The 21986-nt window shown below is 73.3% G+C and carries 18 protein-coding genes; 5 read left to right on the plus strand and 13 right to left on the minus strand.

Annotated elements, in window-relative coordinates; all coding sequences use genetic code 11:
- Positions 1 to 58: 58 nt before the first annotated feature.
- From WMF27_RS28860 to WMF27_RS28875, 4 genes are read right to left on the minus strand one after another with little or no spacing between them, the layout of a single operon-like run.
- Positions 59 to 2308, minus strand: a complete 2250-nt coding sequence (locus WMF27_RS28860; protein ID WP_437765656.1) for a type VI secretion system Vgr family protein — start codon at positions 2306 to 2308, stop codon at positions 59 to 61.
- Positions 2305 to 4518, minus strand: coding sequence for a type VI secretion system Vgr family protein (locus tag WMF27_RS28865; protein WP_437943171.1), 2214 nt, complete (start codon positions 4516 to 4518; stop codon positions 2305 to 2307). The genes WMF27_RS28860 and WMF27_RS28865 overlap by 4 nt, the downstream gene beginning before the upstream one ends.
- Positions 4518 to 6740, minus strand: coding sequence for a type VI secretion system Vgr family protein (locus tag WMF27_RS28870; RefSeq protein ID WP_437943172.1), 2223 nt, complete (start codon positions 6738 to 6740; stop codon positions 4518 to 4520). Before WMF27_RS28870 ends, WMF27_RS28865 begins: the two co-directional genes overlap by 1 nt.
- Before the next feature lie 8 nt (positions 6741 to 6748).
- The gene (locus WMF27_RS28875; protein WP_437765653.1) at positions 6749 to 7273 is read right to left on the minus strand and encodes a hypothetical protein; all 525 of its coding nucleotides are present in this window, start codon (positions 7271 to 7273) and stop codon (positions 6749 to 6751) included.
- A gap of 282 nt (positions 7274 to 7555) precedes the next feature.
- On the opposite strand from WMF27_RS28875, the gene WMF27_RS28880 reads away from it, so the two are divergent.
- The gene (locus tag WMF27_RS28880; protein WP_437765652.1) at positions 7556 to 8203 is read left to right on the plus strand and encodes a hypothetical protein; all 648 of its coding nucleotides are present in this window, start codon (positions 7556 to 7558) and stop codon (positions 8201 to 8203) included.
- 69 nt (positions 8204 to 8272) lie between these two features.
- Positions 8273 to 8782, plus strand: coding sequence for a hypothetical protein (locus tag WMF27_RS28885; RefSeq protein ID WP_437765651.1), 510 nt, complete (start codon positions 8273 to 8275; stop codon positions 8780 to 8782).
- 37 nt (positions 8783 to 8819) lie between these two features.
- Here the strand turns inward: WMF27_RS28885 and WMF27_RS28890 are convergent, their stop codons facing one another.
- Positions 8820 to 9374 (minus strand): hypothetical protein, encoded by a 555-nt coding sequence (locus WMF27_RS28890; protein ID WP_437765650.1) that lies wholly within the window; start codon positions 9372 to 9374, stop codon positions 8820 to 8822.
- A gap of 324 nt (positions 9375 to 9698) precedes the next feature.
- On the opposite strand from WMF27_RS28890, the gene WMF27_RS28895 reads away from it, so the two are divergent.
- The 3 genes from WMF27_RS28895 to WMF27_RS28905 all read left to right on the plus strand — a co-directional run bounded on the left by WMF27_RS28895 (position 9699) and on the right by WMF27_RS28905 (position 13706).
- A complete protein-coding gene (locus WMF27_RS28895; protein ID WP_437765649.1) occupies positions 9699 to 12422 on the plus strand; it encodes a vWA domain-containing protein in 2724 nt (907 codons plus the stop codon).
- A gap of 154 nt (positions 12423 to 12576) precedes the next feature.
- Complete coding sequence (locus WMF27_RS28900; protein ID WP_231864310.1) at positions 12577 to 12819, plus strand: hypothetical protein; 243 nt, start codon at positions 12577 to 12579, stop codon at positions 12817 to 12819.
- 116 nt (positions 12820 to 12935) lie between these two features.
- Positions 12936 to 13706, plus strand: coding sequence for a high-affinity nickel-transport family protein (locus WMF27_RS28905; protein ID WP_437765648.1), 771 nt, complete (start codon positions 12936 to 12938; stop codon positions 13704 to 13706).
- 52 nt (positions 13707 to 13758) lie between these two features.
- On the opposite strand, the gene WMF27_RS28910 is transcribed toward WMF27_RS28905, so the two are convergent.
- From WMF27_RS28910 to WMF27_RS28945, 8 genes are all read right to left on the minus strand, one after another.
- Positions 13759 to 14517: a response regulator gene (locus WMF27_RS28910; RefSeq protein WP_437765647.1), complete on the minus strand. Its 759-nt coding sequence runs from the start codon at positions 14515 to 14517 to the stop codon at positions 13759 to 13761.
- A 4-nt stretch (positions 14518 to 14521) separates the two neighbouring features.
- On the minus strand, positions 14522 to 15661 hold the full coding sequence (locus tag WMF27_RS28915) for an ATP-binding protein (RefSeq protein WP_437765646.1): 1140 nt from the start codon (positions 15659 to 15661) through the stop codon (positions 14522 to 14524).
- Entirely contained in the window at positions 15661 to 16182 is a 522-nt protein-coding gene (locus WMF27_RS28920) for a Rab family GTPase (protein ID WP_437765645.1), read from the minus strand. Before WMF27_RS28920 ends, WMF27_RS28915 begins: the two co-directional genes overlap by 1 nt.
- A 3-nt stretch (positions 16183 to 16185) precedes the next feature.
- Positions 16186 to 17964 carry an OmpA family protein gene (locus WMF27_RS28925; protein WP_437765644.1) on the minus strand — a complete coding sequence of 593 codons (1779 nt, stop codon included), beginning with the start codon at positions 17962 to 17964 and terminating at the stop codon, positions 16186 to 16188.
- A gap of 54 nt (positions 17965 to 18018) precedes the next feature.
- The gene (locus tag WMF27_RS28930) at positions 18019 to 18714 is read right to left on the minus strand and encodes a hypothetical protein (protein WP_437943173.1); all 696 of its coding nucleotides are present in this window, start codon (positions 18712 to 18714) and stop codon (positions 18019 to 18021) included.
- A gap of 352 nt (positions 18715 to 19066) precedes the next feature.
- The gene (locus WMF27_RS28935) at positions 19067 to 19762 is read right to left on the minus strand and encodes a hypothetical protein (protein WP_437943174.1); all 696 of its coding nucleotides are present in this window, start codon (positions 19760 to 19762) and stop codon (positions 19067 to 19069) included.
- Complete coding sequence (locus WMF27_RS28940) at positions 19759 to 20976, minus strand: MbnH family di-heme enzyme (protein WP_437765641.1); 1218 nt, start codon at positions 20974 to 20976, stop codon at positions 19759 to 19761. The genes WMF27_RS28935 and WMF27_RS28940 overlap by 4 nt, the downstream gene beginning before the upstream one ends.
- Before the next feature lie 5 nt (positions 20977 to 20981).
- A complete protein-coding gene (locus WMF27_RS28945; protein WP_437765640.1) occupies positions 20982 to 21893 on the minus strand; it encodes an MbnP family copper-binding protein in 912 nt (303 codons plus the stop codon).
- Positions 21894 to 21986: the final 93 nt, after the last annotated feature.

Here is a 21986-nt window from a genome sequence, read left to right on the forward strand (position 1 = left end):
CGACGAAGACCACATCGAGCACCCGCGGATCGAGGCTCCCCTGCTTGGGGGGCAGCCATTACTTGTCCGCCACCATGGGGGCGAGCTCGGGCTGAGGTCCGGTCGCGGTGAGCTTGATCGTGGAGGACTTGATGACGACGGAGCCGGCGGAGATCGTCACGTTGGACCCGCCGACCTTGAGCGCGATCGAGGCGGCGTTCATCGACAGCGCGCCGCCGACGGTGATGTTGAGCGTCGAGCCGCTCGAGATGGCGATATCGCCGCCGGCCTGCGCCGCCCAGACGCCGCCGACGGTCGTGGCCTTGGCGCCGCCGACGTTGAGCGCGACGTCCTTGCCGCTCGCCGAGATGAAGGCGCCGCCCACGGTCGTCGCGTGCGCGCCGAGCGTGAACGAGCTCGCGCCGGTCGCGCACGCCGCGATCTCGGCGCCGCCCACGGTGATGCTGGCGACGCCGGCGACCGCCATCCCGACGCCGAGCGCGGCCGCCTCGATCGCGCTTCCGCCGACCGTCTCGCTGAACGACGCCGGCGTGCTTGCGCTCACCGACATGGGCGTCATCGTCGTGTGACTGCCGCCGATCGTGAGCGAGCGCGAGCCTTTGACATCGACCTTCTCATCGCCGCTCACGGTCTCGGTCCGCGCCGCGCCGATCGAGATCGTCTGCGATCCGCCGATCTCCGTCCCCTCCTGCGCGCCGACGTCCAGCGTGACGTTCGCGCCCACCGTCTGCTTGTGGTTCGATCCGACGCCGAGCGTCGCGACGTTCGTGACCTTCTCCGTCTTGTTGTTGGCGACGACGGCGTTGAGATCCTTCTCCGCGTAGACATGGACGTGCTCGCTGCCGCCGCCGTCCTCCATGCGGATCTCGTTGTATCCTCCGCCGCCCGGGCTCACCGACGACTGCAGCGCCGATTGCGTCTTGCTGTCGGGGAGCTTGTACGGCGGGCCGTATTTGCCGTTGTAGACGCGGCCGAGGACGATCGGCCGGTCCGGGTCGCCGCCCTCGAAATCGACGACGACCTCCCAGCCGACGCGCGGGATCGCCACCGCGCCGCTCGAGTGCATCTGCGCGACGCGCACCCAGCACGAGCTCTTGTCGTCGCCCGTGCCGCGCCGGTCCCAGGGGAACTGCACCTTCACCCGCCCGAACGCGTCGGTGTGGATCTCCTCGCCCGCGGGGCCGGTCACGGTCGCGAGCTGCGGCCCCGGCACGTCGCACTCCGGCGCCGACGCGGGCGGCCGGAACGGGAGGTCCTTCGGCAGGAGGTGGAAGTGGTTCCTGTAGGAGCCCGCCCCGGGCGAGGGGCCCGCCGCGGGCGCGTCCTCCCACACGTGCTCGATCTCGCGGACGACCCACTCGCCCTCGAGCGCCTGCTCCGGCACGTCCGCGAGCGTCACGGTGTGGCCCGGCGCGAGCGAGGTCACGGTGCCCGCGCCCCGCGCGCCCTGCGACGCGGCGTCGAGCGCCTCGAGGCGGATCCGCGCGCGCCGCGCGCCCTCCGCGGGGTCGACGTAGCGGCCGGGGTAATCGTAGTGCTCGCGGCCGAGCGGCGCCTTGCCGCTCGCCGTGGCCTCGAGGTCGAGCGCGGGCTTCTTGAAGTCGTGATCCCGGAGCGTGACCTTGGCCGGGCGGGCGCGCTCGAACAGCGCGAGCGCGGTGACGGCGTAACCCGAGGTGAGCCCGCTCTCGGGCCGGAACGGGACCTCCGCGGGCGGCTGCGGCTCCGTGTACGCCGCGCTCGAGTCGCCGAAGACGACGATCGCGCCGTCGTCGCCGTGCTCGTGGAAATAGAAGATGCCGTCCTCCTCGAGGATGCGGGAGACGAAGGTGAACGTGTCCTCGCCGAACTGCGTGCACACCTCGCGCTTCGGGTAGCTGCCCGAGAGCCGCCAGCGGCAGCGCGACGCGTCGAGGCCGCGCTCCTCGAGCAGCGCCGTCACGATCTCCTGCGTCGTCTGCTCCTGGAAGATGCGGTGATCCGTGGTCCACCGGAGGACCGCGAGCGGCGACTCGAGCGTGACCGCGATCCGGCGCGCCTCGCTGCGGCTCGCGCGCTCGCGCACGCGCGTGACGATGCCGCAGAAGAGCCGCGGCGCGCCGCCCTCGCCGGCCGCGACGATCGCCGTCGCGCCCCCGCCGATCCAGCCGCCGGGGTCAACGTCGGGCGCGGAGAGCTCGAGCTCGACCTCGACCTGGTACGAGAAGCTCAGCCCCTCGTGGGCGACGATGCTGCGCACGCGCGCGAGCTCCGGCGGCAGCCCCTCGGCCGCGAAGAACGCCTGGTGGAGGGAGGTCGCGTCGCTCATCCGTTGTGCTCTATCTTCGAGGCCTTCTTCGTGATCGTCGCGCCGGGCGCGGCGATCGCGGGCGCCTTCACCTCGACGCTCGACGGCTTGATGGTGAGCGACGCGCCCCCGACGCGGAACGAGATCTCGCTCTCGGCCTCGATCTCGATCGTCGGCGCGTTCGCCAGCATCGCGCCGCCGACCGTGAAGGCGAGCCGCGACGTCGCGCTCTCGCCCACGTTCGATCCGGCGGCGATCACGTAGGCGCCACCGACCGTCTCGGCGGCCGCGCCCTTCACCGAGACGGCGCAGCCGGCGGCACCCGCGTTGATCTTGGCGCCGCCGACCGTCTCGGCGCACGCGCCGCCCGTCAGGGTCGCGAGCCCGGTCGCCGCGGCGCTGACCCACGCGCCGCCCACGGTGACGTTCGCGGTGCCGAGCACGAGGCGGTTCACGCCGAGCGCCGAGATCGCCATCATCGTCCCGCCGATCGTCACCGTGCGGCCCCCCTTGGCGTCGAGGCTCGACCCCATGATCGCGGTGACGCTGCGCGAGGCGCCCACCGTCGTCGCCTCGGAGCCGCCGACGACCACCGACCGGCCGCCCGACACGGTGAGCGACTCCGCGGCGCCGATGGTCACGTCCTGGTTCGACTTGACGCCGACCTTGCGGTTCGAGCCGACCTTCACGTCGAGGTTCGCGCCGATCGTCTCCTCCAGGTCGACGCCGACCTTCTCCATCCTGTTGTCGCCGACGACGACGTTCATGTCCTTCGACGCGTTGATGAATATCTCCTCGCTGCCCTTCTTGTCCTCGAACCGGATCTCGTTCGACGAGCCGCCGCCCGGCGTCGTCGCGGTCTGCCACGCGGTTCGCGTCTTGTTGCCGGGCAGGCCGTACGGGACGGGGAACCGCCCGTCGTAGAGGTGCGCGCTCACGTAGGGGGAATCGATGTCGCCCTCGGCGTGATGCGCGAGCACGTCCCAGCCGACGCGCGGCAGGACCATCGAGCCGCCGAGCGCGAACTGGCCGACGCGCATCCACGTCGACGCCTTGTCGTCGCGCTGGCCCTCGCGATCCCAGTAGAACTGCACGCGGACGCGGCCGGCTTTGTCGGGGTGGATCTCCTCGCCCGGCGCGCCCGCGACGACGCCGGTCTCCGGGCCGGCCGGATCGCGCGTGACCGGCCCGCGGCGCGGCGCGCGGTACGGCGTCGCCTTCGGGATCGCGACCCACGCGAGGCGGACCGGCTCGCTCTCGCCGGCCGACGCGCCGCGCTGGTCCGAGACGATGTACGTGACGCGCTCGACGAGGTAGCCGCCGTCGAGCCCCTCCACCGGGTGCTCCGCCAGATCGAAGGTGCGGCCGACGCGCAGCCGCGTCGTGGTCGTCTCGCCTGCGACGACGACGCGGCGCGCGCGCAGCGCCTCCAGCCGGACCTGCGCGCGGCGCTCCCCGTCGCCCGGCACCGCGAACCGCCCCGGGAAGTCGTAGAGCTCGCGCGCGCCGCTGCCGGCCTTCTCGTCGAGGCGGAGGCGCGGCTTCTCGTGGTTGTAATCGCGGAGGCGGACCGCCTCGTGGGCGACGGCGGCGCGCTTCGTCACCCGGTAGACGGCGCCCTCCGTCTCGAGCAGCAACGCGTCGTCCCGGTACGAGAGCTCCGCGCCGCCGTCGATCGGCGCCGCCCCGGTCGAGTCGTCGCCGAAGACGAGCTTCGTCGCGCCGCCCTCGTGCTCGAACCAGTAATAGATGCCCTCCTCGTCGAGGAGCCGCTGGACGAAGTCCCAGTCGCTCTCCCGGTACTGCGCGGTGTACGGCCGCTTCGCGTACGCCGCGCTCGTGCGCCACTCGACGTCGGTCACCTCGCCGCGCTCGAGGACCTTCTTCACGAGTTCGACGACCGTCATCTCCTGGAACACGCGGCTGTCGCGCCCGATCGTGAGCGCCGCGACGGGCGAGCCCAGCGTGAGCTCGAGCCGCGCGCCCTCCACGACGTCGCCGACGTGGCGGACGGCCGAGAGGACCACCCCGCGGACAGGCAGCGCCGCGCCGAAGCCGTCGGTGAGCACGAGCTCGTAGGGCTTGCCCAGGAGATCGCCGGGGAGTGGCGCGCCGCCCTGCGCGAACACGTCGGCCGAGAGCACGTAGGGGCAGGACAGCGCGACGGTGCCCGTCAGCCGCGAGACCTCGAGCGCGGCGCCGTCCACGGAGAGCTCGACGACGCGCGCCATCAGCCCACCAGGTTCGGGTTGCCGGAGATCTTGATGCTCCCCGAGGCGTCGAGGGTGATGAGGCCCGCGAAGCTCGCGGAGGCGGGCGTGAGCGTGAGCACGCCGCCGCCGCCGAGCAGGTTCGCCACCCCGCCGACGAGGAGGTGGATCTTCTTCCCTTTGATCGCGATCTTGCCCGCGGCGTTCATCGACGCCAGGCCGCCGACCGTCACCGCCGCGGGGCCCTTCGTGCCGGCGACCCGGTTCGCGGCCGCGGCGTGCACGCACGCGCCGCCGACCGTCGCGGCGTAGGCGCCGACGACGGACTCGGTGACGGAGCTGCCCGACGCGGTGATCTTCGCGCCGCCGACCGTCTCGGACTTGGCGCCCGCCACCGCGACCGAGACCCCCATGCCGGCCGCCGAGATCATCGACCCGCCGACCGTGAGCGCGTAGCTCGACGTGGCCGTCTTGTCGATGCCGAGCGCCGCGAGCGTCGTGTGGCTGCCCCCGGTCGTCTCGGTGTCGCTGCCCGCGATGAGCTGGCTGATGTTGCCGCTCACCGACACGGTCTCGGACGCCCCGATCGACACCGTGCGATCGCTCTTGATCTGGACGCCCTGGTCGGCGCCCACGGTGGCGGTCTGGTTCGCTCCGATCGACACGGTCTGGCTCGCGCCGATCGTGATCTCCTCGTCGACGCCCACCTCCACCTGCTCGTCGACGCCCACCTTCTCGGTCTTGTTGTTGTTCGTTTGCCCGTCGAAGTCCTTCGATGCGTTGACGAAGAACTCCTGCCCGCCGCCGCCGTCCTCCATCCGGATCTCGTTGGATTTGCCGCTCGCCGGGCTCGACGCGGTCTGGAGCGCCATCCGCGTCTTCGCGGCCGGATAGGCGTAGGGCGACGCCTTCTCGGCGTTGTACATCCGGCTCACGGCGATGGGCCGGTCGGGATCGCCGTCGAAATAGACGATCGACATCTCCCAGGTCATCCGCGCGAGGGCCATGGATCCGCCGATGGGGAGCTGGACGACGCGCATCCAGCACGAGCTCGTGTCGTCGTCCTTCCCCAGGCGGTCCCAGAAGAACTTGCCCTTCATGCGGCCGAGCTGGTCGGTGTGGATCTCGCCGCCGGGCCCCGTGACGACCGCGGCGTGCGCGCCCCGGAGCCGCGGGCGCGCGGCGGCCCGCGGCGCGCGGAACGTGGCCGCGTGCGGGGTGGCGGTGAAGCGGTTGATATAAGAGCGCCTGTCGTCGCCGTCGAGCCCGCGGATTACGACCTCGTGCCGCACCGAGGTGAGCAGGTATTTCTGCGACAGGTGCGCGGCGGCCGTGTTCTCGAGCTCGAACCACGAGCCGGCGCGGAACGTCCAGCGATCGCTGTGGCCGGTGCCGACGCGGGCCCGGGCGAGGAGCTCCTCGCAGCGGATCTTCGCGAGCGCCGCGCCCTCGTCCGGCGTCCTGTGGCCGGCGGCGTACTCGAAGCGCTCGCCGCGCGGCGACGCGGCGCCGGCGTGGGACGACGTGAGGTCGATCTGCGGCGTCTCGAAGTTGTAATCGCCGACGGCCGCCGATTCGGGCGTCGCGATCGTCTCCAGCTCGAAATCGAGCACTCCCGCGCCGTGCTCGCGCCCTTCGACGATGGACCATTGCGCGGCGCCCTCGATGGGCGGGAAGCTCGATTGCGCGTCGGCGAAGGTGACGTGCGTCCCGCCGCTGTCGTCGTGGATGAAGTAATGAATGCCCTCGTGCTCCAGCAGCCGCGAGGCGAAGTTCAGGTCCGTCTCGCGGTACTGGACGCAGTACGTGCGCTCGCCGAGCGCGCGCTGCAGCGACCACGCGACGTCGCCGCTGGGGACGCCGGCGCCCTCGAGCACCTCGGACACGATCGCCTTCGCGTCCTTCTCCTGGAACATGCGCACGTCGCCGCGCAGGGACAGGAGCGCGAGCTCGTGGACGAGCTCGACGACATAGCGACGCTGATGGCCGTGCTGCACGCCGTCGAACCGCACCGCGGACACGACGAGGTGGAAATGGCGCACCGGCGCGCCGTCGATGGCGAGGGCGAGGTGGGCCTTCTCGCCGACGGGCCGCTCGAGGTCGAGGTCGAGGTCGTCGGTGCCGACGAGCTCGACCGTGGCGTGGGTCGGCTGCGAGATTGCCTCCACGACGACCGCGGAGGTCGCGGCGAGGCCGCCCGGGATCGCGCCGCACTCGAGGGAGAGCGAGAGAAGCTGCTCCACCGTCAGCCTCAGTTGAGCCGGATGATGCGGCCGACGATCTTGTGGATGCCCGAGGCCCGCGCGGTGATGTCGTGCGCGAGGGTCTCGATGAGCCCATGGGCGCGGACGACCAGGCTCGCCGCGCCGCTCGCGATCGCGAACTCGTGCTCTGCGGCGACGAGCACGCGGCGCGCCTTGATGAGGAACTCGTCCCCCTCGTCGACGCCGGGCGTGGGCGCGGTGCGCAGGGCGCCGAGCACGACCCAGCCCTCGCCCTCACGCTGGACGACGAGCCGCTCGCCGCGGACGAGCGCCGTGGCGAGCACGGCCGGCGAGAGCGCCTCGTCGAGCACCGCATCGATCTCGGCGCCGCCGAGCGACAGCCGGGCCGTGCGGGCCTGCGCGTCGAAGGCGACGAGCCGCGCGGCGAGGAGCCCGGCGGGCGCCGGTTGCTCCTGCGATGCGGGCGGCGCATCCGCGGCCGGCGCGCCTGCCGGGCGGGGAGGAACGTCGATCGCTCGCACCGCCGCAGCCCGCTTCGCTCGCACCGTCATGCGGTCCTCCTGTGTTCCTGAAGAAGCCTCGCGCCCCGCGCTATCCACCCGAGGATACACGAGGCGCGCGCCGCCGCGCACCCGTCGAATGGCGCGCACGACACCGGCAACGGCAGGTTTCATCCAGGGATATTTCCATAGCGGCCGGACGTCAGCGCGCCTGCATGACGCCATGCGGCCCGTGTCGCCCCGCGCCGTTCAACCCCGGCCAGGCCCCGGGCGCAGGGCGCGCCGCGAGGCGATCGACCCGGAGGCAGGGCCGGCGCTACCATCGATGTCGCTATGGGCCACATCGTCCGCCGCGCGACCTGGGGAGTCATCGATCTCGATACGCGAACCGGGCACATCTTCGTGCAGGAAGAGTGGCGCTATGTCTGGCAAATCGACCCCGGCGCCCAGCCGTGGACCCTGAGGGAGCGGCGGCGGTTCCACGGCACCGTCGACAGGCACGTCTGGGGCACGTGGAGCCGCCGCCTCCGGGTCCGGCCGACGGGCGCGCACCCGCTGTCCAATCCAGCGCGCGACCTCCCCGTCGAATTCGACGTTCGGTGGGTCCTCTCCGGGGGCCACTGGACGGTCAACGTGAAAAAGCTCGCGCCGGGGACCCCCTCGCCGCGGAGCTGGGTCGATTTCGGCGCGCGCCAGATCCAGCTCGATCACCTCGACGGGATCCCGCACGCGGTCGGGAACGCCGCGAATCAAACGAGGAGCCGGTTCTACACCCTGCCGCACGAGTTCGGGCACACGCTGCCGACGGCGGCCGGCAGCGCGCTGCCGGTGGACGACGAATACAGCGCCGGGCACGCGCACCTCGCCGATACCGACAGCCTGATGAACATCGGCCGTCAGGTGCGCAGCCGCCATATCCAGGTCGTCCTCGACGAGCTCAACGCCATGCTGCCCGACCTGCAGTTCACGATGGCGCCCTGAGCGCGCCCTCGCGGGCAGCGGCGCCGGCCCGGGCTGGACACGTGCCGTGAGGGCGGCGACGATGCCCGGGTGCCGGCGGGAGGAAGGGACGAGGACGACGAGGAGACGGCGGCGCGCGGCGCGCCGCACGGCGTGACGCTGTTCGATCACGCGCAGATCTCCGCCGAGATCGCCGAGGGCGACCGCGCGCTCGCGCGGCTGCTCGAGGCGCGCGGGCTCACGGAGGCGCAGTGGAACGAGGTGACGCTGTACTGGACGCAGCGCATGGGCGACGACGTGATGGACCACGCCGAGCGCGCGCGCATCCCCCTCGTCTACTCGGACGCCTTCTCGAAGGCGCAGGACGCGCTCAGGCCGCTGCCGGCGATGGACGTCGAGGGGTATGCGGCGCTGGTCGCCGCGATCCAGGCGGCCGGCTCGCCGGCGCAGCCGCTCGCGGCGCGCGGGCTGTCGATCGCCGATTACCTCCGCCTCTCGCGCCACTTCGCGCGCGCGATGGCGGCGGCCCCGGAGCAAGCCAGGCGGTTCTTCGAGGTGCTGCAAGCGCTCTCGCCGCCGGCGGAGGAGGTCGAGGTCTGACGGGCGCGGCGCGGTGAGCCGCCGGCGCGCCGGCGGCTCACCTGGGCGCGTCCGGCCCGGGCCGCGCCGCGGCCACCATCGCGCGGTAGGTCCGCGCGAGCGCCGGGTCGGCCGCGAGCCGCGCCGTCCAGGCGCGCTGGAGCCGGGCGTAGGCCGCGAGCGAGAGCCCGGCGCCCGCGAGCACGACGCCCGGAGGCTCGCCCGCCTCGATGCGCGCGGCGAGGCGGGCGTAGTCCTCGAGCGGCATCGTGGGCGCAGGTGGGCCGAGCGCCGCCTGCGCCGCGGCATAGGCGCGGTCGAGATCCTGCCCGAGCGAGAGATCCGCCTTGAGCGCGGCGGTCGCGACGCGGAGCAGCCACGTCCTCTCGACGTCCATCCAGCGGATCTCGTCGAGCCCGTGCGAGGAGAGGACGCTGGCCCGCTCGGCAGGCGCCTCGGCGAGCTCGGCGGAGATGCGCGCGTAGGTGGGGAGATCGACGCCCTCGACCGGCGATCGCGGCACCGGCTGCGCCGGGTCGGGGCCGCCAGGGAGCTGCGGGACGGGGGGTAGCTCGACGTGGGGAGAGGGATCCACCCTGGTTGCGTCCTTCATCGAATCCACCTCGTGACCTTGCTTCCGGCCCTGCGCTCCGCCGGGCTGGGCGCGGCGGCGGCATGGCCGACCGCGACGATATCGCTACGCCCAGCGGGCGGTACCACGCCGTCCTCGAGCAGGCCATCGCGGGGGCAGCGCCCCCGCCTCACCCAACCCCCTCGCCCCCGGAACCTCGCCGCGCCGCCGCTGTCATTCCGCAGGCACGACGGACAGCCGGCCAACGCGGCCGAGCGCCCGCCTGAAGGACGCGGATCCGCGCGTCCTCCGCGCGGTTCCAGGGGACGTGAGCGCGCCGCTCCGCGCGGCGCACAGGGGAGATCTATGCCCAGCGCGAACACGACGGACGCCGTGGATGGCGGCGCCGCCACCGATCCGAACCTCACCGCCGCGAGGCAGCCCGACGCGGCGAGCGCCGGCGAGGCCGAGGGGCCGGTGCGCTCCGTGGAGATCGTCATCTCCTGGGGCACGACCGTGCTCTTCGTCCAGCACCTGACGCCGCCGCGCGCGTTCGACGTCGGCGAGGGGCGCGACGACGGTCGCCCGTGCGACTGCTTCCTCCCCGGGCGCCTGCTCGGCGCGCGCCGCGCGCCGCTCCTCGAGGTCGACGGCGCCGGGCGCGTCGGCTTCGTCCTGCTGGGCGCCGCGACGGGGACGCTCTCGCTCACCCCCGGCGGCGCGCCGCTGTCCGCGGCCGCGGCGCGGGAGCTGCATGTCGGCGTGGAGCGCGCGGCGCGCGCGGCGATCCCCGGGGCCACGCTCGTGCCCCTGCCCGCGCAGGGCCGCGTGGACGTCGAGATCGCGGGCGTGCGGATCCAGATCCGCGCCGATGCCGCCGCCGGCGAGCGCGTGGGCCGCTCGCTCGTGAGCCGGAAGAGCCTCGCCCTCCACGCCGTCTCGGCGGCCCTGCACCTCGGGCTCCTCGGCGCCCTCGCTCGCTGGGCGCCGCCCCTCGTCGACCCGTCCACGGGCATGAGCGCGGATCGGATCGCGCTCGTGCAGCAGTACCTCGCGTCCGCCGATGAGCGCGAGCTGGGCGCGGCGCTCGAGCGCGAGGGCGCGCCCGCCTCCGACGCGAAGGAGGGCGGCACAGGGACGCGAGCCAAGGGCGAGGAAGGGTCGATGGGCCACCCATCGTCGTCCACACCGCGCGCGTCGGCGACGGGGAACAAGTGGGGGGTCCAGGGCCCGAGCGACAGCCCCGATCCCCACGTGGCGCGGCAGGAGGCGCTGCGCGACTCGGCCGAGTTCGGGATGATCGGGCTGCTCAACGCCGGGGGCGGCGGCGATCCGGGCGCCCCCACGGCGCCGTGGGGGCTCGACGGCGCCGGGTCGCCCGCAGGCGGCGCGGGCCTCCCCCTCGCCGGCTACGGGGGCCTCGCCGGCGAGAGCGCGGCGCTCGGGCCCGGATCCATCGGGACGATCGGGCACGGCGCGGGCGCCGGGTCGGGCCAGGGGTTCGGGAGCGGCCATGGGCGCGCCTTCGCCTACTCGCCGCCGGTCTCGGCGCGGAGCGCGGCCGCCTACGCGCCGGAGCCCGAGGTCGCCCTCGATCCGAACGGCCGCTTCGCCACCACGTACCGGCCCGGGGGCGGCCACCTCGCCGCGTTCGAGGCCGCCCTCGCGCGCGGCGTCGTGCCCGCGGCGGAGCGCGAGCTCGTCGGCGACGTCGCCGCCCGCTACGCCCCGGAGGTGCCGCTCGCCCCGGACAAGGCGCTCGGCCTGCGCGCCGACCTGGAGCGCGCCGCGCTCGGCCCGGGCGGCGGCGCCTTCCACCTGCGCCTCGCGCTCCGCTCCGCGGCGGCGGCGGCGCCCGCGCGGCCGCACCTCTCGGTGCACCTCGTCCTCGACACGAGCGGCTCGATGGCCGGCGCGCCGATCGACAGCGCCCGCCGCGCCGCGCAGGCGCTCGTCGATCGGCTCGCGCCGGCCGACGACTTCTCGCTCACCGCCTTCTCCAGCGACGCCGAGGTGGTGATCGAGGACGGCCCCGTCGGCCCGCGCCGCGCGGCGATCCGCCGCGCCATCGAGGGGCTCCGCGAGGGCGGCGGCACCAACATCGGCGCGGGGCTCTCGCTGGGCTACGCGCAGGCGAGCCGGCCGGGCATCCCCGAGGACGCCGTGCGCGTGGTGCTGCTCGTCTCCGACGGCCGGGCGACGAGCGGCCTCACCCACCGCGAGCGCCTGGCGTGGCTCGCCCTCGACGCCTTCCAGCGCGGCATCCAGACGAGCGCGCTCGGGCTCGGCGAGGACTTCGACGGCCAGCTCATGAGCTCGATCGCGAGCGACGGGGCCGGCGGCTACTACTACCTGCGACACCCGGAGCAGATCGCTCCCGCGCTGTCGACCGAGCTCGACAAGCGCCTCGACCCTGTCGCGACCGCGGTCGAGGTGCGCGTGCGCCTGAAGGCGGGCGTCGATCTGCTCCGCGTCTACGGTTCGCGCCGGCTGGACGGCGCCGAGGCCTCCCGCGTCCGCGCCCAGGAGATCGCGGCCGACGTCGCCGCCCAGTCGCGGGACGGGATCGCGGCCGACCGACGCGACGACGCCGAGGGGGGCATGCGCTTCTTCATGCCCGTGTTCGCCCGCGATGATCGGCACGCGCTGCTGCTCAAGCTGAGCGCCGGCCCCGGCGCGGGGAGGCGAGCCGTCGCGATCGTCGAGCTCAAGTACAAAGATCGGCTCGCCAAGAGGAACGTGATCGAGGAGATCCCCATCGAGGTGCGCTATGCGGACAGCGACGCCGCCAGCGCGGCGTCCATCGACGCGTCGATGACGCGCGCGCTCCAGGGCTTCGCCGCGGGCGAGTCGCTCGCGGAGGCCGCTGCCCGCGTGGCGCGCGGCGATCGCGCCGGCGCCGCCGCGCTCCTCTCCGAGCGCGAGGGCATCCTGCACGAGGCCGCGACCCGGCTGAACGAACCGCTGTTCCTGGAGGACGCGGCGCGCCTGTCGCGCCTCCGCGCGCACATGGGCGCAGAGCAAGGCCTCGGCGATCCGCTCGTGCTCGCGATGTTGCTGGAGACGGCGGGGCGATCCCGCCTGCGCTGACGCGCAATCGCAGCGCGCGCACGGGCGGAGGCGTCGCCCAGGTGGTAGGCTGAGCGCGGCCATGACAGACAGAGTCTCATCGACCGGACGCGCTGCGCTGCGAGAGTCGCTGCTCCAGTTCTCCGCTTTCGCCGACGCGCTCGAGTCCCGATCCATGCGCGAGGCCATCGATGCCTGCATCACCGTCCTGGACGCTCCAGGGCCGCTCGACAAGCGCGACCTCGCCCCGTGGCTCAAGGTCGTCCACGAGCGCGCGGCCGATGTCTTTCGGCGGGGTATCCGTCAGACCACGGGTGTGCTGCGCCAGCAGATGATGCACGGCCTGAAGCAGGCCGAAGAAGACGCGGTCTGGATGCAGCAGGCCATCGACGCGCTCAGTCGAGACCGCGCGAACTGACATGCTGAGCTGACATGGCGCTCGCCGCGACAGGCCGGAGCGAGCCGGCCGGAGGCGGAAGCAGGCGGCCACGCACAGCGTGACACGATGCGCGCCGTCCGTGCTACGAGAGGGACATGTTCGCCTCAGCGTTTCCGCTGCTGCTCCTCGGCTTCTCTCTCGGGATGCGCCACGCGACCGACGCGGACCATGTGATCGCGGTGGCGACCGTCGTGAGCCGGGTGCGGAGCCTCGGGACGGCGCTGCTGATCGGCGCGATGTGGGGCGTCGGCCACACGCTCACGCTGATGGTGATCGGCGGCGCCATCCTGCTCTTCGGGCTCGTGGTGCCGCCGCACGTCGGCCTGGCCATGGAGCTCGCGGTCGCCCTGATGCTGATCGGCCTCGGGGTGTACCACCTGGCGCGGCTCTACCGGGCGGTCCGGCGGGGCGAGCCGCCGGCGCCCGACGTCGCTCCGGTCGAGCACGCTGCTCATGTTGCGCATGTCGCTCACCGCGACGGCCACCGGCACGACCTCGGCTGGGCGGACCGCGTGTTCGGCGGTTCGCGCGTCTATGCGAGCCTCCGGCCGCTGCTCATCGGCGTGGTCCACGGCCTCGCGGGCTCGGCCGCGGTGGCGCTCCTCGTGCTCACCACGGTGCGCGACCCGCGGTGGGGCATCGGCTACATCGCGCTGTTCGGCGTGGGCACGATCGCCGGGATGACGCTCATCACCGGGGTGCTCGCGCTGCCGTTCGCCTACGCGCGCGCTCGCACCAGCGGGATACATTACGCCTTCGGCGCCGTGGCCAGCCTCCTCAGCGTGGGGTTCGGCCTGTTCCTGGCCTACGACATCAGCTTCGGGTCCGGGCTGTTCACCGCGAACCCGCAGTGGACGCCGGGCTGACGGCGCCCGGGCGGGCCGCGCTCGCGCTCGCCGGAGGAGCGGCGCCCGGCGCTCACCGGCTCGCGGTCGACCAGGCGCGCTCGGCCTCGCGCGGCGACGCCGGCGCGAGGTGCGCGTCGATCTGGGTCATGAGCCAGTCGAGGAACTCGTCCTTCAGGATCGTCTGCGCCACGTGCAGATCGGTCCAGACGGGCGCGCGCGCGGCGGCCCGGTCGCTCGTCTGCACCACGACCGGGATCGTGCAGAACCTCGCGTCGTCGCGCATCGCGCGGATGAACTCCACCCCGTTCATGACGGGCATGTGGACGTCCACGATGGCCAGCGCCACGGGCTCGCGCGCGAGCAGCGCCAGGGCGTCGCGCCCGTTCTCGGCCTCGAGCACGCTGAAGCGCGGCTCCAGGATCAGCCGGTAGCACTCCCGGATGTCCGCGTCGTCGTCCACGACGAGGAGGGTGACCCCCTCGACGGCGCCGAGCACGCGCTCGACGGCGGCGCGGAGCTCCCCCGCGGTGACGGGCTTGCGCACGTAGCCGGCGACCCCTCGCAGGATCGCCTCTGCCGGCTGGTTCACGACGGAGACGAGCATCACGGGCACCCGCTCGCGCGACTGCACCAGCCGGTTGAAGGCGAAGCCATCCATCTCGGGCATCAGGAAATCGGCCAGGATGAGGTCCGGCGTCCACGTCCGGAGGAGCTCCAGCGCCGCGCTCCCGCCGCGCACGGACCGGACCTCGTACGCCGCGCCTTGCAGCGCCTCGGCCATCCACGCGAGCGTCCCCGAGTCATCGTCGACCAGCATGAGCTTGGCCATGGCATCACTCCCCTTGCGCCTCGCCGCCACCCGCCTCGCCCGCCGCGCCGACGCGCCGCAGCCGGAGCCAGAACCGCGCCCCTCCTTCCGGCCGCGCCTCGTACCCGATCGCCCCGCCCCACCGCTCCACCGCGATCCGGGCGCCATAGAGCCCGAGGCCGCTGCCCGCGCCGGGGTCGCCGCCGTGCGCGAACTTCTGGAACAGGCGCGGCGCGATGGCAGGGGAGACGCCAGGCCCGTCGTCCTCCACCGTCACGCGAGCCCACCGGGGCTCATCGTGCACTGCGACGCGCACCGACCTGCGCGGAGGCGTGAACCGGAGCGCGTTCTCGACGAGGTTGGAGACCACGCGCGCGAGCCTGCGCTCCTCGCCGACGACGGTGCACGTCCGCGCGCAGCCGATCTCCGGCGGCGCCTCCAGGCACACCCCCCGGCTGCGCGCCATGGGCAGGAGCGCCTCGACGACCCGAGCGACGGTGCCGCACACGTCGACCGCCGCGGCGAGGTCGCCGCTGGAGGCGTCGGACGCCTGGCCCTCGGCGGTGAACACGTCGAGGATCTCCCGGATCAGCTCGCGCTGCCGCAGGGCGGCCTTCAGCGCGACCGCGGCGAGCGCGCCGCTCTTCTCCGGGAGCGGCTGCTCTCCCAGCAGGGACAGCGCGCCGAGGAGGCTGTTCAGCGGGCCGGAGAGGTCGTGGACGATGCAGTGGACGAGGACATCCTTCCGCTCGACCTCGCGCGACAGCGCCTCGTGGACGAGGCGGAGCTCGCGCGCCCGCTGGAGGACGCGGCGGCGCTCCTGGAACAGCGCGTCGTTCCGGGTGATCACGAGCAGCCGCGACGAGCCCACGCGGAGCGCCGTCGCCTCGAGGTGGAGCGCCTCGTCGCCGATCATCTGCGTCCAGAAGTCGGATTGCACGCCCGGCGCGCCTTCCGCGGACCAGGCCTGCTCCGCCTCGGGGAGGAACACCTCCAGAAAGGGCAGCGCGCGATCGATCGGGAGCGGCGAGTCGCGCCACGGCGGCGCGAACCCGAGCCTTCGGAACCACGGCGGCGGCTCGCCGCGGATGACGAAGGTCCCGTCGTGCAAACGCTCGAGGACGAGCTTGTCCAGCGCCGCGAGGAGCCACGTGTCCACGTCCATCAACCCCGCAACGAAGGCGCTTCGCTCGCCAGCATGGCGCGCGTCAGCGCGTTGAACGCGCCTTCGACCCCGGCGCCGGTCTTGGCGCTCGTCCTCGTGATCCAGAGGCCCGCCCTCCTCAGCCTGGCCTCGGTGGCGTCGTCGATGTCCCACGCCGCGGTGAGATCGGCCTTGTTCAGGACGACGACGGCCGGGACCTCTCCGACGATCGTCCGCGCGGCGGTGTAGAGGCGAAACCCGGTCTCCGCCGTGAGGCGCCGCGTGCCGTCGACGACGAGGAGCCAGCCCGCGGAGCCGCGCAGGTACGACGTCTGGACGGCCTGGAACTCGTCCTCTCCGCTCAGGTCCCAGAGGATGAGGTCGAGCTCGCGTTCATCGCACCTCACGCGCCGTGTCTCGATCGTCACGCCGATGGTCGTCCGGTAAGACTCGGAGAAGATGCTGCGCACGAAGCGGGCGACGAGGCTTGTCTTGCCGACCCCCGTCGCGCCCAGCACGCAGACCTTGCGTTTCTCCGCCATGACTCAGTCCTTGCTCTCCGCGCGCAGGTCCACAAGGAAGATCACGCTGCGCGCGCGGCGCTCGTCCGCGCCGGCGAGGCACCCGGCCCGCGCCGCGCCCCCGGCGCAGGACGGGGGCACGACCTCGCGCCGCGTTCCCCCGCCGCTCGCCCGCAGGCGATCGGCCGGGATCCCCCGCGCGACGAGCTCGGCCGCGACGTGCTCCGCGCGGGCCTGGCTGAGCGCTCGGTTCGACGTGTCCGATCCGACGGGATCCGCATAGCCGATCTCGCGGATCTCGGCGGTCATGCCGGCCTCGCGCGCGCGGGCGATCAGCCGCTCGGCAGCGGCCGCGACCTCGTCGAGGCGCGCGGCCTGCTCGCCGGAGAGCCGCGCGGCGCCGCGGCGGAAGAAGAGCTCCATCGCCTCGAGGGAGCGCGCCGCCGCGCGCGCGCGGTCGATCGACTCCTGCGCCGTCAGGGCCTCGCCGTCGAACCCCGAGACGCCGGGGAGCACCGCCGCCGACCAGCGCGCGCGCTCGATCCAGCGCTCGGGCGCGACCCCGCTGGCCACGACGGCGCCGCCGCGCAGCGCCAGGGTGACCCCGGGCGGCGGCGCCAGCGCGCGCGCCACCCGGCGCTCGACGATCTGCGGATGGAGCGAGGCGAAGGGCTCGAAGCGCAGGATGACCTCCTGGCGCACGGGGCCGCCGCGCTCGAGCACGGCCCTCGGGTCCGCGGCGAGCGGGTCGCGGAGGCCCGTGAACACGACCTGGCCGGCGCGCCGCTCCGCCGCGGTGACCAGCAGGCCGGGCTCGCGCTGCAGCGCCTCGCCCCAGCCGTCGACGCGGCGCTGCTCCTCCCGCGAGGCGCGCACCGAGAAGACGAGCGCGGCCGCGGCGACCGCGGCCAGCAGGGCGGCCGCTATCAGCACGGCCCACGCTCGGCGCGGGACCGGCTGGCGCTGCTGCTGGAGGCAGCGCGAGAGCAGCTCGCGGGCGCCCGAGAACGGCGTCCGATCGCCGCGGAAGCCGGCGAGCTCACCGCCGTACGCGAGGTGGACGCGCTCCAGCGTCTCGCACAGGACGAGCCCGTACGCGGGCGGCGCCACGCCGCGCACGATGGCCACGAGGAGCGCCGACGGGCCGTGCTCGACCCACCCTGTCAGATCGCCGACGCGGAAGCGCTCCAGCCGCGCGTCGGTCCGGAACGCGTCGTGGGCGAACGCGTCGATGGCGGTGAGCATCGCCGTGACCTGATCGGGATCCCTGTAGGGGATCTCGTCGGCGCTGAGGTGCTCGAGGACGAGCCCCGTCCCTCGGTGGACAAGGAAGAGCTGCTCGGTCCGGTAGACCATCGAGCGGAGCAGCACCACCTCCGCGAAGGGGCGCCCCGTGCGGCGCGCCTCGACGCGCCAGCGCATGCTCCGCCAGGACAGGCCGAGGGCGGCCGCCTCGTTGAGGCGCTGGATCATCGCCCGGAGAGCGCAGTGCACGGCCTTGCGGATGGCCGGCCCCATGGCGGGGGAGATCGCGTCCGCGAACGCCCCCGGGTCCCGGCGCACGCGCTCCTGGATCGCGCTGGTGAGGAGCGGCTCCAGCGCCCACGAGAGCGCCTCACCCTTCTTGCGGCTCTCGATCACCGCCTCGGGCAGCGCCCCCGCGACCATCTCGACCATGGACTGGTCCAGCCGCTCCTCGATCCGCTGGATCCGGTGCTGCTCGGGGCCCACGAGCAGGGGGCGGAGGTCTTCGAGCGTCTTTCTCGGCGGAGGCGCCTCGCGGCGCGCTCTCGGCTCTCGCATCGTTCTTCTCCGGACCGCCGCGCCCGCTCCGCTGGGCGGAGCGGCGCGGCCGCCTCACGCTGCCTCGTCCGAGCGGCGCTCCGCCTTCTGGTACCGCTCCGACTCCGCGGCCGCCTCGCGCACCGGCGCGTCCGGCGCGAGCGCATCGGCGCCGTCGGCCCACACGGCGGCCAGCTCGCGCTCGAGCATCGCGCTCAGATCGCTCCGCGTGCGCCGCGCCTCGTCGGCGAACGCCTTGGACTGGTCGAGCATCTGCTGCCGGAGCTCGCGCTGCGTGCGCGCCACGAGCTCCTCCAGCCGCTGGACCCGCTGCGCGATCAGCTCGAGCGCCTCCCGCGACTCGCGCGCGATGCTGCCGAGCGCGCCGTCGGCGGCCGCGCGCTGGGCCTCGATCGACGCGCCGAGCGCCTCGATCTCCCTGCGCATGTGCGCCTCCAGCATGTCCAGACGCCGCCACGCTTCACTCCGCAGCTCCTCCGCCTGGGCGGCGACCTGAGCGTCGGTGTGCGAGAGCCGGCGAGCGAGCTCGCGGAACTGGGCGCCGCACAGGATGTCGCGCACCTGCTCCAGGCTGTTGGTGATCGCGGACTCCGCGTGTCCTGCGGTGGCTTCGTGCTCCGCCCGCCCGCTCGTCCTCATGGTCATGATGAAGGCCCCCTCTCCGTGCGTGCCGTGCATGTCGCGTTCGGCGAGCCGAGCTCGCTCGTCATCGCGCTCCCGCATCGCGTCGTCGCGCTCGCGACGGCTCACCGAGCTCGCTCCCCCAGGTTTTCTCTTCCGTCTGGACACGATGCCCCTCGCTCATCACGTCGCGCGCTGCGCAACATGGGTCAGCCCCCTGGGCGCGGGTAGCCCTCGGAAGGCCGCCGGGGCGGCCGCGGCCCGGCCGGGGAGCCGCTCGGCCGCTCCGGAGCGCCGCGCTGAACAGGAGCTCTCGGAGCCCGGTAAGATGCTCCCATGCGAACTCCGCGAACCTCCCTGGTGGCCGCGGCCTTCCTCGCGGCCTGCGGCGCTCCGGCCGGCGGCGCTCTTTCTGCGAGCGCTCCTTCCGCGAGCGCTCCTTCCGCGAGCGCCGCCGCCTCGGGTTTCAGCTCGCCCCCGGTCAGGGAAGGAGGGTGAACGTGACCGGCGCGCCCGTGAACGGACCACCGCCCTGCACGATGCGGTTGTTCTCGAACAGCGCGCTGATCACGCTGACCGTGATCGGCCCGCCGGCAGCGCGGAGCTTGTCCCAGGCCGCCGCGTCCGGCGTGTAGCTCAGCTTGGTCGTGAACACCCGGAGCAGCAGCTCGCGCTCCGCCGTCGTGAAGACCAGGAAGTAAGCGCGCCCGTTGATGGGCGTCCCGTGAGCCCAGGCGGCGCGCGCCGGCCCAAGGAGCGCCCCGAGCTCCGCGACGATCGACGCCCCCGGCGCGGCGAGCTCCCGCGCCCCCGGCGCCGCGGCGGCCGCGAGCCGCAGCGTCGGCGCGGCCCGAGGCGCCGTCCGCTGCGCCGCGCCCGCGACGTGGAAGGTCAGCGTCGGCGCAGCGTCGCCGGGGAGCATCGCGCCGTCCTCGGGCGCGTCGAACACCGTGCCCTGCGAGGGCTCGTCCTTCGGCTCCACGGCGAGCAGCGCCTCCAGGGCCTCGTCGGTCGCGCCGCCCTCGAAGATGACGTCGCTCAGGCTCGGGTCGGACGCCGTCCCGCCCGACGTGTGGTCGTAGCTGTGACCACACGCCCCGGTGTACATCGCGGCCGACGCGAGCGCCGCCAGCGCGGGCACGAGGAGCGCCCGGCTCAGGAAAGGCCTCCGGCTCACGGCGCCTCCGCCCAGGGATCCGCGAAGCGCGGGTCCTTCAGAAACTCATCGTCCGTCAGGGTTTGCAAGAAGGCTATCACGTCCGCTCTCTCCTCTCCTGTGAGATCGAACCCGCTGATGAGCTCGCTCTTGAACTTGTTCTCGCTGCCCACACCGGCGTTGGGGAGGCCAGCCTCGATCGTGCGCCCTCCGGCGGCGTAATGGTCGAGCACCCCCTCGAGCGTCTCGATGCTGCCGTCATGCATGTACGGCGCCGTGACGGCGATGTTCCGCAGCGTGGGCGCGCGGAACCGGCCCATGTCCGCCGCTTTGTGGGAGATCTCGTAGACTCCCCCGTTGCCGTCCGGGTAAGCGCCGTTCCCGTCGATGTTGTAGAGCCCCGTGTTGTGGAACATCACCTCCGTGAAGGTGGTGCCGTCGTGCTCCACCGAGTCCGACAGGTTGAAGCCGCCGTGGCAATGGAAGCACTCCAGCTTCTCGGAGAAGAAAAGATCCATCCCGCGCAGCGCCGCATCCGACATCCCGGAGGGGTCTCCGCCGTAGCGGTAACGGTCGTAGGGCGCGCGGTAGGAGAGCAGCGACCGCTCGAACGACGCGATCGCCTTCGTGATGTTCGCGAGGCGGATGGGCTCGTCGTCGCCGGGGAACGCCTCGGGAAAGAGGTCCTGGTACAGCGGCTCGCCCTGGAGCCGCTCCAGGAGATCGTCCTCCATGCCGGCGAGCCCGAGCTCGACCGGCGTCTCGCCGAACATGGGGAGGAGCGCTTGCTCCTCGAGCGCTTCGATGAGCGGATTCGCCCAGGTCAGCGTCGTGAGGTAAGCGACGTTGGCCAGGCTCATCGAGCTGCGCGAGTGCAGCTGGCCGGTCGAGCCCTTGGCGTTCGCGAGGTGGTCGGTGAACGCGAGCTCCTGGCGATGGCACGAGCCGCACGAGTACGTGCCGTTGCCGGACAGGCGCACGTCGTAGAACAGCCGCCTGCCGAGCTCGACCTTCGCCGGCGACATCGGGTTGTCCTCGGGGACCTTGGGCACCGGAAAGCCCGTCGGCAGCCCCCACGCATAGGCGCCCGCGCCGCCTCCCCCACCGCCGCCCTCCCCCGTCAATCCGCCCGGGCCATCGTCGTCGCCGCAGGCACAGCAGAGGGCCGCGAGCGCGGCGAGGGCGGAGGAGATCGCCGAGCGGCGGAGGGCGGTCATCGAAGCGAACATCGCCATGGCGCCTAGTCTATCCTGAAGAACGACTGCTGATCGGGGCGCGGCGAGCCGTCGGTGCTGTCGATGCCGAGATGGGTGAAGAGCGGCAGACACTCGGAGTCCGACGGATCCGACATGCAGCCGGGGATGTCGTCGGCGCTCGCCGACAGGTCGCTGTCCGCGACGAGCGCCGCATAGTCGACGAGCACCTTCGTCGTGAGCGGGTCGATGCCCTCGAAGACGATCTCGGCGACGTTGGGGCGATCGCACGCGGCCACCCCGCCGTCCGCGCCGGGCATGCAGCCAGTGCTCCCGATGTGCACGAGGAACGGCTTGTCGTCCGCCGTGGAGACGCTGTCGAGGCGCAGGAACTTGTACCCGTCGTTCCAGCTCCAGAACAGCCCCGTCAGGTTCAGCGGCGACGGCGCGCTCGACGCGTCGCCGTGGTTCAGGTCGAACGGGACGCCCAGCTTGAACGACAGCCCGTCGTAGTCCCCGGCCGGGACCGTCCCGCGCACCACGCCGTTCGTCTCCTCCGTCCCGTTGGCGCAGGTGCCCGATCGGTCCTCGAAATCGAGGAGCACGACGTCCTGGTACTGCCACAGCTCGTCCTGTTCGAGCGAGAGCGGCACCTCCTCGCCGTCCGCGCGGCGCAGGCGCACGTCGTGGATGTAGAGGCGGAAATCGTTCAGCCCCACGTCCGTCGAGGCGCTGCCGACAGCGTACGTCTCGCTGCAGGAGAACACCTCGTCGCGGACGCGGCCTTCGAACTGCAGCTCGACAGCGATCGTCTCAGCCCCGCCGCCCCCCCCGCCGCCCGTCGAGGTCGACGCGCCGTCGACAGGGGTCACCCCGTCATCGTCGCCGCACGCCATGAGCGCGAGGGCCGCCCCGACCAGCGGGAACCAGAGCCGTGATGCACGAAGACCGGATTCCATGTGCGTCCTCCCGAGGAACGATGCGCGCCACGATAGGCCGCGCCGCCCCTCGCCTGAATGCGACATGTTGTCGCTATCGCGATCCGCCCGAGA

The sequence above is a fragment of the Sorangium sp. So ce281 genome (assembly GCF_051527395.1).
Taxonomy (GTDB): domain Bacteria; phylum Myxococcota_A; class Polyangia; order Polyangiales; family Polyangiaceae; genus Sorangium; species Sorangium cellulosum_B.